Consider the following 13,316-nt stretch of genomic DNA (forward strand, 5'->3'; position numbering starts at 1 on the left):
GCGGCGGGCAGGCGAGCCGGTGAACGGGAACGTCCCCGGAGGACCGAGCCGAGGAGGTCGGAGGCCATGCGCGCGTCCCTGCAGGGGAGGAAGATCGCGTTCCTGGTGGCGCCGGAGGGCGTCGAGCAGACCGAACTCACCGGCCCCTGGGAGGCCGTCCGCGAGGCGGGCGGGACGCCCCGGCTGGTCTCCACCCGCCACGGCCGCGTGCAGGCCTTCGAGCACCTCGACCGGGCCGGTACCTTCCCCGTCGACGACACGCTCGGGGAGGTGGTCGCCGCGGACTTCGACGCACTGGTCCTCCCCGGCGGCGTCGCCAACCCCGACCTCCTGCGGCTCGACCCGGATGCCGTCGGCTTCACCAGGGACTTCTTCACCGAGGGCCGCCCCGTCGCGGCGATCTGCCACGCGCCGTGGCTGCTGGTGGAGGCCGGTGTCGTGCACGGACGTACCCTCACCTCCTGGCCCAGCGTGTGCACCGACGTCACCAACGCCGGCGGCACCTGGATCGACCAGGAGGTCGTGGTCGACTGCGACGGCCCCAACGTCCTGGTCACCAGCCGCAGGCCCGGCGACCTCAAGGCCTTCCAGGACGCCCTGGTGGACGAGTTCGCGCACCAGACGCGGAGCCGCGATTAACCGTCGCTTACTTGGGGCATTTGCCGCTTTCGGCAAAGCTGTCGGGGGTGCGCGAGATCGCTCCCGGCCTCATGCGAAACTTTTCACATGAGTCCTACGCGCGCCCTCCGACGCCGTCCGCTCCGCGGTGCCGCGGCACTGGCCGGAGCAGCCGCGTTCGCGCTGGCCGTCACGGCCTGCTCGACCTCCACCGCGTCCTCCGACGGCACCGGCCCCGGAACGAACTACGTCGGCGGCACCGGTGAGATCTCCACGGTCAAGCCGGGCCACCGGGTGGCAGCGCCGGAGCTGAGCGGGAAGTCCGTCGAAGGAGCCCCGCTCAGCCTCGCCGACCACAAGGGCAAGGTCGTCGTCCTCAACATCTGGGGCTCGTGGTGCCCGCCCTGCCGGGCCGAGGCGCCGCACCTGGCCAAGGTGGCCAAGGAGACCGAGGCGCAGGGCGTGCAGTTCATCGGCATCAACACCCGGGACCTGCAGACCGCACAGGCCAAGGCCTTCGAGAAGGAATTCGCCATCCCCTTCCCGAGCTTCTACGACCCGTCCGGGGACCTGGTGCTGCGCTTCCCCAAGGGCAGCGTCAACCCGCAGGCCATTCCCTCCACGCTGATCATCGACCGTCAGGGGAAGATCGCGGTGCGCGCGCTGAAGGAGCTCAGCGCCGACGAACTGCACGAGGTCCTCGACCCGGTGATCGCGGAGAAGTGACGTGAGCGTAATCGCCGCCGGTGCCAACCAGACCGTGGTGAACGGCGCCCTGCTCGCCGCCGTGCCGGTCGCGCTCCTCGGCGGCCTGGTCTCGTTCTTCTCGCCGTGCGTGCTGCCGCTCGTCCCCGGTTACCTGTCGTACGTGACCGGCGTCACCGGCACCGACCTGGCCGAGGCCCGGCGCGGCCGGATGTTCGTGGGCGCGTCGCTGTTCGTCCTCGGCTTCACCGCGGTCTTCGTCTCCGGCGGCGCGCTGTTCGGCAACTTCGGCACGACGCTGCTGGTGCACAAGACGGTCATCACCAGGGTGCTCGGCGCGCTCACCATCGTCCTGGGGCTCGCCTTCATGGGGGTGGTCGGCGGCATCACCCAGCGCGAGCTCCGCTTCCACCGCAAGCCCGCGATGGGCCTGGCGGGGGCGCCGCTGCTCGGCGTGCTCTTCGGCATCGGCTGGACGCCGTGCCTGGGACCGACGCTGAGCGCCGTCAACTTCCTCGCCTTCAACGAGGCCAGTGCCGGCCGCGGGGCGCTGCTCACCGCCGTCTACTGCCTCGGCCTCGGCCTGCCGTTCATACTGGCCGCCATCGCCTTCCGCCGTGCGCTCGGCGCCTTCGGCTGGGTCAAGCGCCACTATGTGTGGGTGATGCGCCTCGGCGGTGGCATGCTCGTCGCTGTCGGCCTGCTGCTCGTCACCGGCGTGTGGGACCACATCGTCTACCAGATGCAGATCTGGTCGTCCGGCTTCACTCCAGGGATCTGATCCATGAGCTCGAAAGACACCGCGGGGGCACCCCCCGACGCGGCGGCGGGCGCCGGTGCCGACCTCGGCGCGGCCGGCGCACAGCTGTCGACCGCGCCCGTCGAGGACCTCGGCCAGGTCGTGCCCGGTTCCTTCGGCGGCGTCCGCGGGCCGGGTACGGCCGGCGGACTCGCCTGGACCGGGCGGGAGGTGTGGGGCTGGACGCGCTGGATCTGGCGCCAGCTCACCTCGATGCGGGTGGCGCTGATCCTGCTCTTCCTGCTGTCGCTGGCCGCCGTCCCCGGTTCGCTGGTGCCGCAGACCAGCGTCGACGAGATCAAGGCGCAGGCCTTCAAGGACGCCCACACCACCCTGGCGCCGCTCTACGAGAAGCTCGGGCTGTTCAACGTCTACAGCTCGGTGTGGTTCTCGGCGATCTACATCCTGCTGTTCGTCTCGCTCGCCGGCTGCATCGTCCCGCGCAGCTGGCAGTTCGTCGGCCAGCTGCGCGCCAAGCCGCCGGCCGCCCCGCGCAACCTCACCCGGCTCCCGGCGTACGCGACCTGGCGCACCGAGGCCGAGCCGGACGCGGTGCTCGCCGCCGCCCGGCGCGCGCTCCGCGGCCGCCGCTTCCGCACCCAGGTCACCGGTACGGCGGTCGCGTCGGAGAAGGGCTTCCTGCGCGAGGCCGGCAACCTGATGTTCCACATCGCCCTGTTCGGGCTGCTGATCTCCTTCGCGGTGGGCGGGCTGTTCAAGGCCGAGGGCGGCAAACTGATCGTCGAGGGCGACGGCTTCAACAACACGCTCACCCAGTACGACGACTTCAAGCCGGGCACCTTCTACGACGCCGACGACCTGGACACCTTCGGCTTCAAGCTGGACGGCTTCAACGCCTCGTACGCGCGCAGCGGCCCGCAGAAGGGCACGCCGCGCACCTTCCGCGCCAACATCCGCTACTGGACGAGCCCGGGCGGCAAGCAGACGAAGTCCGCGATCGAGGTCAACAAGCCGCTGGAGGTGGGCAGCTCCAAGGTCTACCTGATCGGCCACGGCTACGCGCCCGTCGTCACCGTCAAGGACGGTCAGGGCAACGTCGTCTTCCAGGGCCCGGTGCCGTTCCTGCCGCAGGACGGCAACCAGACCTCGGTCGGCGTGATCAAGGCGATGGACGTCCGCGACCACGCCGACAAGAAGACCCAGTACGGCTTCCAGGGCCTGTTCACCCCGACCTTCGCGCTGAACGCGCAGCAGGGCCCGCACTCGTCCTTCCCGGCCCTGGACTACCCGGCGCTGATCCTCACCGCCTACCACGGCGACCTGGGCGTGGACGCCGGCCTGCCGCAGAACGTGTACCAGCTCGACACCGACAAGATGAAGCAGTTCAAGGACGCCGACGGCCAGATCGTGAGCAAGGCGATGAAGCCGGGGGAGACGCTCGCGCTGCCCGACGGCGACGGCTCGCTCACCTTCGACGGCGTCAAGACCTGGGCCACCTTCCAGGTCTCCCACCAGGTCGGCAACGGCTGGGCGCTGGTGAGCGCCGTCGCCGCCATCCTCGGCCTGGCCGGTTCGCTGTTCATCCAGCGCCGCCGGGTCTGGGTGCGGGCGGTGCGCGGCGCGGACGGTGCCACCGTCGTCGAGCTGGCCGGGCTCGGCCGCAGCGAGTCGGCGCGGATCGCCGACGAGCTCGGTGAGCTCGCCGCCGACCTCACGGCCACGGCCCCGCCGCTGCCCGAAGCGGACCCCGAACCCTCAGAAGAACCCCTGCCCGATGACGAAGGAGCGCGCGCGTGACCATCGCTGCCGCGGTCAACGAGAACGTCGCCCACCTCAGCAACTACCTGATCTACTCGGCGATGGCGGTCTACACGCTGGCCTTCCTCGCCTACATCGCGGAGTGGGTCTTCGGCAGCCGCAGCAAGGTCGCCAAGACCTCCGCCGCGCTCGCCCCCGGCGCCGCCGGGTCCGCGCCCGCGGTCACCGTGACCGTGAAGCAGGGCGGCGGCACCGCCACCCTGGCGCGCCCCGAGGTCGTCACCCGGGCCTCCGCCAGTGACCGCGGCTTCGCCGACGGCCCCGGCGCGGCCGGCGACACCGAGCAGGGCGACCTCTACGGCCGCATCGCGGTGTCCCTGACCGTGCTGGCCTGGGCGCTGCACGTGGCCGCCGTGGCGGCGCGCGCCTTCTCGGTGCAGCGCGCCCCCTGGGGCAACATGTACGAGTTCTCCACGACCTTCGGCGCCACGGCGGTCACCGCCTACCTGGTGCTGCTCCTGCTGGGCAAGAAGGTCCGCTGGATCGGGCTCTTCCTGACCACCACGGTCCTGCTCGACCTCGGCCTCGCCGTCTCGGTCCTCTACACCGACAGCGACCAGCTGGTCCCGGCGCTGCACTCCTACTGGCTGTGGATCCACGTCTCCTGCGCCATCATCTCCGGCGCGGTGCTCTACCTGGGCGCGGTGGCGAACGTGCTTTACCTGTTCCGCGACCGCTACGAGACCGGCCTCGCGGCCTCCGGCACCTCCGAGGGCACCTGGGCGAACATCATGTACCGCCTGCCGTCGGCCGCGAGCCTGGACAAGTTCGCGTACCGCGTGAACGCCATGGTCTTCCCGCTGTGGACGTTCACGATCATCGCCGGCGCGATCTGGGCCGAGGCGGCCTGGGGCCGCTACTGGGGCTGGGACCCCAAGGAGACCTGGTCCTTCATCACCTGGGTGGTCTACGCGGCCTACCTGCACGCCCGCGCCACCGCCGGCTGGAAGGGCCGCAAGGCCGCCTACCTGGCGCTGCTCGCCTTCGCCTGCTTCCTGTTCAACTACTACGGCGTGAACATCTTCATCACCGGCAAGCACTCCTACGCCGGCGTCTGAGCCCCGGCGTCCGGCCCCGGCCGGGGTTCAGCCCAGGCCGATGGCGTCCAGCTTCGCCCGCAGGTACGCGTGCGAGTCCACGGGCTCGTACGCGTGCCTGCCGACGGGCGCGGGCAGGGGCGTGACGCGGGTGCCGGGGTCGCACTCGTAGAACCACACCAGCGACATCAGCTCCTCCGCCGGGGCGTCGGCCGGCGGGGGCAGCACGCGGTGCCGCCCGGAACGCCAGCGGTCGCCGGTCCAGCGGGCCATCAGGTCGCCGATGTTGACGGTGAAGGAGTCCGGCTCCCAGGGGGCGTCCTGCCAGCCGTCCTCGTCGGTGTGCACCTGGAGGCCGCCCTTGCCCCGCTGGCGGTCGAGCACGGTGACCGTGCCGAAGTCGGTGTGCGGGCCGATCCTGAACTGGCCCGGCTCGGGCGCTCCGACCACCTCGGTGCCCGGGTACCAGTTGATGTTGAAACCCCAGGTGGGGTGGCGGGTGTGCCGGGTGAAGAGGTCCCCGGGCCCGCCCAGGGCGGCGGCCAGCAGCTCCAGCAGGTGGTCGGAGAGACCGCGCATGTGCCTCACGTACGCGTCCACCAGCGGTCGCAGCCGCGGCGTCTCGGCCGGCCAGAGGTTCGGCAGGAACCACTCGGCGTCCACCGCCGGGTCACCGGTCGGCTCCTCGGCGGCGAACGACCAGGACTCCTTCAGGTCCGGCGGGGTGGCCGTGCCCTCCGCGTAGCCGTTGGCCTCCGCGCCCGGGCCCAGCCAGCCGCGGCCCCCGACCCGTACCGCGTACGGCTCCTTGACGGCGGCCGGCAGCCGGAAGAAGCCGCGGGCGGCCTCCCGGATCGCCGCGCGCAGTCCCGGCTCGACGCCGTGCCCGGTGACCAGCAGGAAGCCGGCCGAGCACAGCGCCTCGTCGACGGTGGCGGCGACGCGCGCGCGGGTGGCGGCGTCGCCGGTGAGCCAGGGCCCGAGGTCGATGGTGGGGATCATGCGCCGATGTCCTCGTTCCACAGCTCGGGGCGGGCCGCGACGAACTCCGTCATCAGGGCCACGCACTCCGGGTCGTCCAGCAGGACGATCTCCACGCCGTGCTCGGCCAGCCAGTCGTGGCCGCCGTGGAAGGTGCGGGCCTCGCCGATGACGACCCGGGAGATCCCGAACTGCCGGACCAGGCCGCTGCAGTACCAGCACGGCGACAGGGTGGTCACCATCGTCGTCCCGCGGTAGGTGCGCTGCCGTCCGGCGGCCCGGAAGGCCGCCGTCTCGCCGTGCATCGACGGATCTCCGTCCTGCACGCGGCGGTTGCGGCCGCGGCCCAGCACCGTGCGGCCGTCCGGAGCGTACAGGGCCGCCCCGATGGGGATCCCGCCCTCCGCGAGGCCCGCCCGGGCCTCGGCGACGGCGGTCGCCAGCATCGCCTGCGCGTCGTCCATGACGCCCAGTGTCCCGCAGGATCAGCCGCGGGGCTGGTTGTCCTGGCCGTCGGCGGGGCCGATCTCGCGCTGCCGCAGCTCCTCCTCGCGGCGGCGCAGGTCGGCCTCCCAGCTCTTCAGCAGTTGCTCGTCCTTCTTGTTCTCCTCGCGCAGCGAGTGCAGGAACTCCGGGTTGTCGTCCGGGGCGACCCACTGCGTGCGGTGGTTGCGGTGCCACTCCGCGGGCGTGCTGCCGCCCGCCGGCCCGGTGCGGTGCTTGCCTGCGACCAGCCAGGCGATCGGCCCGATCAGCACCTCGCCGAAGAGCAGGATGACGATGACCCACACGACCTTGGGGAGGCCGCGGACCTGCTCCTCGGGCGTGTTGAGGCAGTCGATGAAGGCGTAGATCCACAACGCCAGCACCAGCAGGAACGGGATGTACCGGATCATCGCGGGAGTGCCCCCCAGGCAGCGACGGCGGGGCGCGGCAGGGCCCCGGTGACGGGTCCAGGGTAGTGCGTGCCGGATACTGGACCGCATGGCTTACGACGATCTTCGCTCGCTGCTGAGGGCCCTGGAGAAGGAGGGGGACCTCAAGCGCGTCAAGGCAGAGGTCGACCCGTACCTGGAGGTCGGTGAGATCGTCGACCGCGTCAACAAGGCGGGCGGCCCGGCGCTGCTGTTCGAGAACGTCAAGGGCTCCTCGATGCCCCTGGCGATGAACGTGTACGGCACCGACCGCCGGCTGCTGAAGGCGCTCGGCCTGAAGTCCTACGCCGACATCGGCGACCGCATCGGCGGGCTGCTCAAGCCGGAGCTGCCGCACGGTTTCGTCGGCGTGCGCGAGGCCTTCGGCAAGCTCGCCGGGATGACGCACGTACCGCCGAAGAAGGTGAAGGACGCCCCCGTCCAGGAGGTCGTCCTCACCGGCGACGACGTCGACCTGGACGCGCTGCCGGCCCTGTTCACCTGGCCCGAGGACGGCGGCTCCTTCTTCAACCTCGGCCTGACGCACACCAAGGACCCCGGGACCGGCGTCCGCAACCTGGGCCTGTACCGGCTGCAGCGGCACGACCGCCGCACCATCGGGATGCACTGGCAGATCCACAAGGACAGCCGCAACCACTACCAGGTGGCCCAGCGGCGCGGCGAACGGCTCCCGGTGGCCATCGCGTTCGGCTGTCCGCCCGCCGTGACGTACGCCTCGACCGCGCCGCTGCCCGGCGACATCGACGAGTACCTCCTCGCCGGCTTCGTCGGGGGCAGGCGCATCGAGATGGTCGACTGCAAGACGGTGCCGCTGCAGGTGCCCGCCCAGGCGGAGGTGGTCCTGGAGGGCTGGCTGGAGCCCGGGAAGATGCTGCCCGAGGGGCCGTTCGGCGACCACACGGGCTTTTACACCCCGCAGGAGCCCTTCCCGGCGCTGACCATCGACTGCGTGACGATGCGCCGCCGGCCGCTGCTGCAGTCCATCGTGGTGGGCCGGCCGCCGACCGAGGACGGCCCGCTGGGCCGGGCCACCGAGCGGTTCTTCCTCCCGCTGCTGAAGGTCATCGTGCCGGACATCGTGGACTACCACCTGCCGGAGGCGGGCGGCTTCCACAACTGCGCGATCGTCTCGATCGACAAGAAGTACCCGAAGCACGCCCAGAAGGTCATGCACGCCATCTGGGGCGCCCACATGATGTCGCTGACCAAGCTGATCGTCGTGGTCGACGCCGACTGCGACGTGCACGACCTGCACGAGGTCGCCTGGCGGGCGCTGGGCAACACCGACTACGCCCGCGACCTGTCGGTGGTCGAAGGTCCCGTGGACCACCTCGACCACTCCTCCTACCAGCAGTTCTGGGGTGGCAAGGCAGGCATCGACGCGACCCGGAAGCTGCCCGAGGAGGGCTACACCCGCGACGGCGGCTGGCCCGAGATGGTGCTCTCCGACCCGGAGACCGCCGCGAAGGTCGACCGCCGCTGGAAGGAGTACGGCCTGTGAGCGCCGAATCCGCGACCCCGGATCTCTTCGGACCCTCCCCGCGCCCGGACGGCAAGGTCCGGGCGTTCCTGCGGCTGGTGATGATCGAGCACTCGGTCTTCGCCCTGCCCTTCGCCTACATCGCCGCGCTCAGCGCGATGTTCGCGCAGGACCGGTCCGTCCACTGGTGGCAGCTCTTCCTGATCACCGTCGCCATGGTGGGCCTGCGCACCTTCGCGATGGCGTGCAACCGGATCATCGACCGCGAGATCGACGCCCGCAACCCGCGCACCGCGGGACGCGAACTGGTCACCGGCGCCGTGTCCGTGCGCTCGGCGTGGACCGGCGCGCTGATCGCCGTGGTGTTCTTCCTGGGCGCCGCCGCGCTGCTCAACCCGCTGTGCCTGGCATTGGCGCCGATCGCGGTGGTCCCGATGGTGGTCTACCCGTACGGCAAGCGGTTCACGGACTACCCGCACGCCATCCTCGGCCTCGCCCAGGCCATGGGCCCCATCGGCGCCTGGCTCGCGGTCACCGGCTCCTGGTCGTGGGACGCCGTGATCCTCGGCCTCGCGGTGGGCGTGTGGATCGGCGGCTTCGACCTGATCTTCGCCTGCCAGGACGTTGCCGCCGACCGCGCCCACGGGGTGCGCTCGGTGCCGGCCCGCTTCGGCGTCGACGGCGCGCTGTACGGGGCGCGGGTGAGCCACGTGGTGACGACCGTGCTGCTCGTCTGGTACGGACTGGCGGTCGGCGCCGGGGCCTTCTGGTGGGTCGGCATGCTGATCGTCGGCGGTGCCTTCGTCTACGAGCACAGCATCGTGAAGCCCGGCGACCTCAGCAGGCTCAACCGGGCGTTCTTCACGGTCAACGGCTTCATCGGGATGGCGCTGTTCCTGTGCGCCCTGCTCGACCTCGCGGTGCGCGGCCTGGGCGTGTGACGCCCCCGCGCCCGGCGCGGTCGCGCCGGGTCAGCGGCGCACGAACGGCAGGGCGACGAACTTCGGGTAGCTCCACCACTGGCCGCCGTTGGCCTTGGTGCTGCCGATGATGCAGAAGATCACCCCGGTCAGGAGGTGCAGCGCGGCCAGGGCCATCAGGCCGAAGCCCACGAAGGGCAGCCAGACCGGTCCGCCGTGGTCGTACGCGGCCACGGAGGCGAGGCCGCCGCCGTAGCCGACGATGCCCAGGAGGCCCGCGATGGCCGCGGTGATGCCGTAGTTGATCCCCTGCGCGGCGTGGTGCCGGATGAAGGGGTCGTGCTTGTTGCGCTCGTTGGAGCGGATGACCAGCGGGGTCACCCAGGCCAGCGCCCAGCCCAGGCAGCACATGCTGCTGCCCGCCACCACGGTGAGCAGCGCGCCCAGGTGAGCCCACATGGCCGGCGTGGTGGGCGGCCGCAGCGGCGGGGGCGGGAACGGCAGCGGTCCCTGGCCGTGGCCGTAGCCGTAGCCGTACGGGGGCTGCGGCGGTGCGGGCGGCGGGTACGGCGGGGGCGGTGACGGCATGGCGTGGGGCCCCTGCGCCGGACCCGGCTGCGGTGGCACGGGCGGCGCCGTGTCCCGCGGCGGTACGTCGTCGTGCTTGCTGAAATCGGTCATGGAGAACCGCCCCCCGTCGTTTGGTCCCCGGATCCTACGGCCTCATCTGATCAGCCCGTCGGCGGGGCGGTCCCGGAAGAGGAAGGCGCCCACGACGCCGCCGAGGAGGCCGAAGAGGTGGCCCTGCCAGGAGACCCCCTGCGCGGTCGGCAGGACACCCCACAGGATCGAGCCGTACGCCACCGCGACGACCAGCCCGACCGCGATGTCGATGAGGCGCCGGTCGACGAAGCCGCGCACCAGCAGGTACCCGAACAGGCCGAAGACGACGCCGGAGGCGCCGGCGGTGTTGGTGTGCGGCGGCGCCACCAGCCAGACCCCGCCGCCGCTCGCCATGACGATGACGAAGACCACGCTCAGCAGGCGGGTCGTGCCGCGCAGCGCCGCGAGGAAGCCCAGCACCAGCAGCGGCAGGCTGTTGGCGGCGACGTGGTCGAAGCCGAAGTGGATGAACGCGGCGGGGATGATGTCGCGCAGTTCGCCGATCTGCCGCGGCACGATCCCGAAGGTGTCGAGCGCGTGATGGGTCATCACGTCCACGCACTCGATCAGCCAGAGCAGCCCCACCCAGATGAACATGATCGCCGCGGCCGTCTTCGCCCGCTCTCCCGGAGCGACGTCGCCCCGGACGCGCCGCCGGGCGTCACCGGCGTCACGGCCGGCGATGGGTTCGTACGCCACAGGCCCCCCTCGTGGTGGTCCACCGTCCGCCTGGCCGGCCAGGCTCCCCTCACGGTAGACAACGACGACGGCATCCGTGGCGGTTCCCGCGCCCACTCGTCCGTTCCGCCCGGCCGGACCGGCGGAGGCCGTGCCACAGGTGGCCGGATAGGCTCGCGGCATGGACGACAGCGAGCGCGGGACACCGTGGGTGGTCGGGGTCTCCGGGGCTTCCGGGACGCCGTACGCCGCGGCGGTGCTGCGGGCGCTGCTGCACGCCGGCGAGGCGGTGGACCTGGTGGTCAGCCGGGCCGCCCGGCTCACCGTCCTGGACGAGACCGGGGCGCCTTTCCGGGACGCCCACTGGCGCGAGGACCTGGCCCGCTGGCTGGCCCGCGGCGCGGACGGCACCCCGGACCGGTTCGAGACCGATCTGAGCCGGGTGCGGTACTGGTCCGCCGGGGACCTCGCGGCCGGGCCGAGCTCGGGTTCGTACCCGGTCAAGGGGATGCTGATCGTGCCGGCGAGCACGGCCTGCGTGGCGGGCGTCGCCCTCGGGCTCTCCAAGGACCTGCTGCAGCGGGTGGCGAGCGTCACCCTGAAGGAGCGCCGGCCCCTGGTGGTCGCGGTACGGGAGACGCCGCTGGGCGGGCAGACCCTGAGGCACCTGGTCGCCCTGGACGAGGCGGGCGCCGTGGTGCTGCCGGCCTCCCCCGCCTTCTACGCCGGGGCCAGGGACATCCAGGACCTGGTCGACTTCGTCGCCGGCCGCGCGCTGGACGCCGTGCGGGTGCCGCACAAGCTGTACCGCCGCTGGGAGGGCGAGCTGGGGGCCGCCGGGGCCGGGGTCGACGGGGCTGCTGCGGATTGATGCGCAGGGCACATCCCCGTTCATGCCTTAGATTCTTGTCCTGACAGCGCAGTCGCGGCACGAATGAAGGGGTCCAGTCTGATGGACGCGGTGGACAGGCAGCTCATCCAGGCCCTCCGTGAGAACGGCCGGGCCTCGTACGCCGAGCTGGGCCGGCTGGTGGGCCTGTCCGGACCGAGCGTCACCGACCGGATCAACCGGCTGGAGCAGGCCGGTGTCATCACCGGCTACCGCGCCACGATCCGCCCCGCGGCACTGGGCCTCGGGGTCACCGCGCTGGTGGGCCTGCAGCTCAGCGACGCCGCCGACCACGAGGACGTGGCGACCCGGCTGCGCGACCTGGACGAGATCGAGGACTGCTGGTTCATCGCCGGCGACGACTCGTACATGCTCAAGGTGCGCGTCCCCGACGTGGACGGCCTGGAGCACACCATCCGCCGGCTGTCCGGCACCAAGGGCGTCGCCCGGACCCGCACCACCATCGTGCTCTCCACGAAGTGGGAGAACCGGGTCGGGGAACTTCCCGAGAGCATCTAGGCGTAAGGTCGGACGGTCGACTACGGATGGTGAAGGCGAGGCGGGCGATGGACGCGGGGCTCAAGCGCGAGCTGGAGGAGAAGGTCTACGCGGGTGAGCGGCTGACCCGCGAGGACGGCATCGCCCTCTACGAGTCCGACGATCTGGCCTGGCTGGGCGGCCTCGCCCACCACGTGCGGACGCGGAAGAACGGTGACGTCGTCCACTTCAACGTCAACCGTCACCTCAACATGACCAACGTCTGCACCGCCTCCTGCGCGTACTGCTCCTTCCAGCGCAAGCCGGGGGAGAAGGACGCCTACACGATGCGCATCGAGGAGGCCGTCCGGCTGGCGAAGGAGATGGAGGGCGAGAACCTCACCGAGCTCCACATCGTCAACGGCCTCCACCCGACGCTGCCGTGGCGCTACTACCCGCGCTCGCTGAAGGCGCTCAAGGAGGCGCTGCCGGACGTCTCCCTGAAGGCCTTCACCGCCACCGAGATCCACCACTTCGAGACGATCTCCGGGATGAGCGCGAGCGAGATCCTGGACGAGCTCATCGAGGCGGGCCTGGAGTCGCTGACCGGCGGCGGCGCCGAGATCTTCGACTGGGAGGTGCGGCAGCACATCGTCGACCACCGCACCCACTGGGAGGACTGGTCGCGCATCCACCGGCTGGCGCACGAGAAGGGCCTCAAGACCCCGTGCACCATGCTGTACGGGCACATCGAGGAGCCCCGGCACCGGGTGGACCACGTGCTGCGGCTGCGCGAGCTGCAGGACGAGACCGGCGGCTTCCAGGTCTTCATCCCGCTGCGCTACCAGCACGACTTCGTGGACCTGAAGGACGGCAAGGTCCGCAACACCCTCCAGGCGCGCACCACGATGGCCAGCGGCGCCGAGGCGCTGAAGACCTTCGCGGTCTCCCGGCTGCTGTTCGACAACGTGCCGCACGTGAAGGTGTTCTGGGTCATGCACGGTGTGCAGACCGCCCAGCTCGCGCTGCAGCACGGCGCGGACGACATGGACGGCTCGGTCGTCGAGTACAAGATCACGCACGACGCCGACAACTACGGCACGCCCAACAAGCTCACCCGTGACGACCTGCTGGAGCTCATCCAGGACGCCGGCTTCCGTCCGGTGGAGCGCAACACCCGCTACGAGATCATCCGTGAGTACCCGGGTCCCGACGCGGCGCGCCGCGAGTCGCCGCAGCCGATGCGCCTGTGAGCCCAGGCGTGCGCCGTCGCGCGATCCTTGCTGCCCCGCACGTCGAGTGCGCTGGTGGTCGTCACCAGCGGATGATCTCCGGCGCATCGGTTCACATGAGAG

At 71.4% G+C, this 13,316-nt stretch carries 15 protein-coding genes; 10 read left to right on the forward strand and 5 right to left on the reverse strand.

Translation table 11 applies throughout. The features are described from left to right. Positions 1-66 precede the first annotated feature (66 nt). The 5 genes from ABZ312_RS40195 to ccsB all read left to right on the forward strand — a co-directional run bounded on the left by ABZ312_RS40195 (position 67) and on the right by ccsB (position 4,959). Positions 67-639, forward strand: coding sequence for a type 1 glutamine amidotransferase domain-containing protein (locus tag ABZ312_RS40195; RefSeq protein ID WP_500329466.1), 573 nt, complete (start codon positions 67-69; stop codon positions 637-639). A gap of 87 nt (positions 640-726) precedes the next feature. Continuing rightward, entirely contained in the window at positions 727-1,344 is a 618-nt protein-coding gene (locus tag ABZ312_RS40200) for a TlpA family protein disulfide reductase (protein ID WP_500329468.1), read from the forward strand. Position 1,345: 1 nt separating this feature from the next. Next, positions 1,346-2,104: a cytochrome c biogenesis CcdA family protein gene (locus tag ABZ312_RS40205; protein ID WP_500329470.1), complete on the forward strand. Its 759-nt coding sequence runs from the start codon at positions 1,346-1,348 to the stop codon at positions 2,102-2,104. A 3-nt stretch (positions 2,105-2,107) separates the two neighbouring features. Further along, on the forward strand, positions 2,108-3,880 hold the full coding sequence (resB, locus tag ABZ312_RS40210) for a cytochrome c biogenesis protein ResB (RefSeq protein ID WP_500329471.1): 1,773 nt from the start codon (positions 2,108-2,110) through the stop codon (positions 3,878-3,880). Next, positions 3,877-4,959, forward strand: coding sequence for a c-type cytochrome biogenesis protein CcsB (gene ccsB / locus ABZ312_RS40215; RefSeq protein ID WP_500358737.1), 1,083 nt, complete (start codon positions 3,877-3,879; stop codon positions 4,957-4,959). Before resB ends, ccsB begins: the two co-directional genes overlap by 4 nt. Before the next feature lie 27 nt (positions 4,960-4,986). Here the strand turns inward: ccsB and ABZ312_RS40220 are convergent, their stop codons facing one another. The 3 genes from ABZ312_RS40220 to ABZ312_RS40230 are packed head-to-tail and all read right to left on the reverse strand — an operon-like array spanning position 4,987 to position 6,815. Then, positions 4,987-5,940, reverse strand: a complete 954-nt coding sequence (locus ABZ312_RS40220; protein ID WP_500329475.1) for an isopenicillin N synthase family dioxygenase — start codon at positions 5,938-5,940, stop codon at positions 4,987-4,989. Then, entirely contained in the window at positions 5,937-6,383 is a 447-nt protein-coding gene (locus ABZ312_RS40225; protein ID WP_499513315.1) for a nucleoside deaminase, read from the reverse strand. Before ABZ312_RS40225 ends, ABZ312_RS40220 begins: the two co-directional genes overlap by 4 nt. 21 nt (positions 6,384-6,404) lie before the next feature. After that, on the reverse strand, positions 6,405-6,815 hold the full coding sequence (locus ABZ312_RS40230) for a PLD nuclease N-terminal domain-containing protein (protein ID WP_500439856.1): 411 nt from the start codon (positions 6,813-6,815) through the stop codon (positions 6,405-6,407). An 88-nt stretch (positions 6,816-6,903) separates the two neighbouring features. Between ABZ312_RS40230 and ABZ312_RS40235 the strand changes: the two genes are divergently transcribed. After that, positions 6,904-8,355, forward strand: a complete 1,452-nt coding sequence (locus tag ABZ312_RS40235) for a menaquinone biosynthesis decarboxylase (protein ID WP_500329479.1) — start codon at positions 6,904-6,906, stop codon at positions 8,353-8,355. Beyond that, positions 8,352-9,275, forward strand: a complete 924-nt coding sequence (gene mqnP / locus ABZ312_RS40240; RefSeq protein ID WP_500329481.1) for a menaquinone biosynthesis prenyltransferase MqnP — start codon at positions 8,352-8,354, stop codon at positions 9,273-9,275. Before ABZ312_RS40235 ends, mqnP begins: the two co-directional genes overlap by 4 nt. 30 nt (positions 9,276-9,305) lie before the next feature. On the opposite strand, the gene ABZ312_RS40245 is transcribed toward mqnP, so the two are convergent. After that, positions 9,306-9,935, reverse strand: a complete 630-nt coding sequence (locus ABZ312_RS40245; RefSeq protein ID WP_500329483.1) for a magnetosome magnetite crystal formation protein family — start codon at positions 9,933-9,935, stop codon at positions 9,306-9,308. Between the two features lie 42 nt (positions 9,936-9,977). Next, positions 9,978-10,616, reverse strand: a complete 639-nt coding sequence (locus ABZ312_RS40250) for a rhomboid family intramembrane serine protease (protein WP_500329485.1) — start codon at positions 10,614-10,616, stop codon at positions 9,978-9,980. Between the two features lie 160 nt (positions 10,617-10,776). Between ABZ312_RS40250 and ABZ312_RS40255 the strand changes: the two genes are divergently transcribed. From ABZ312_RS40255 to mqnE, 3 genes are all read left to right on the forward strand, one after another. Next, positions 10,777-11,466: a UbiX family flavin prenyltransferase gene (locus tag ABZ312_RS40255; protein WP_499513320.1), complete on the forward strand. Its 690-nt coding sequence runs from the start codon at positions 10,777-10,779 to the stop codon at positions 11,464-11,466. 81 nt (positions 11,467-11,547) lie between these two features. Further along, positions 11,548-12,003, forward strand: a complete 456-nt coding sequence (locus ABZ312_RS40260; protein WP_499513321.1) for an Lrp/AsnC family transcriptional regulator — start codon at positions 11,548-11,550, stop codon at positions 12,001-12,003. Positions 12,004-12,050: 47 nt separating this feature from the next. After that, complete coding sequence (gene mqnE, locus ABZ312_RS40265) at positions 12,051-13,214, forward strand: aminofutalosine synthase MqnE (RefSeq protein ID WP_499516908.1); 1,164 nt, start codon at positions 12,051-12,053, stop codon at positions 13,212-13,214. Positions 13,215-13,316: the final 102 nt, after the last annotated feature.

This window comes from Streptomyces sp. NPDC006207 (genome assembly GCF_040613835.1).
In the GTDB taxonomy this organism is placed as follows: domain Bacteria; phylum Actinomycetota; class Actinomycetes; order Streptomycetales; family Streptomycetaceae; genus Actinacidiphila.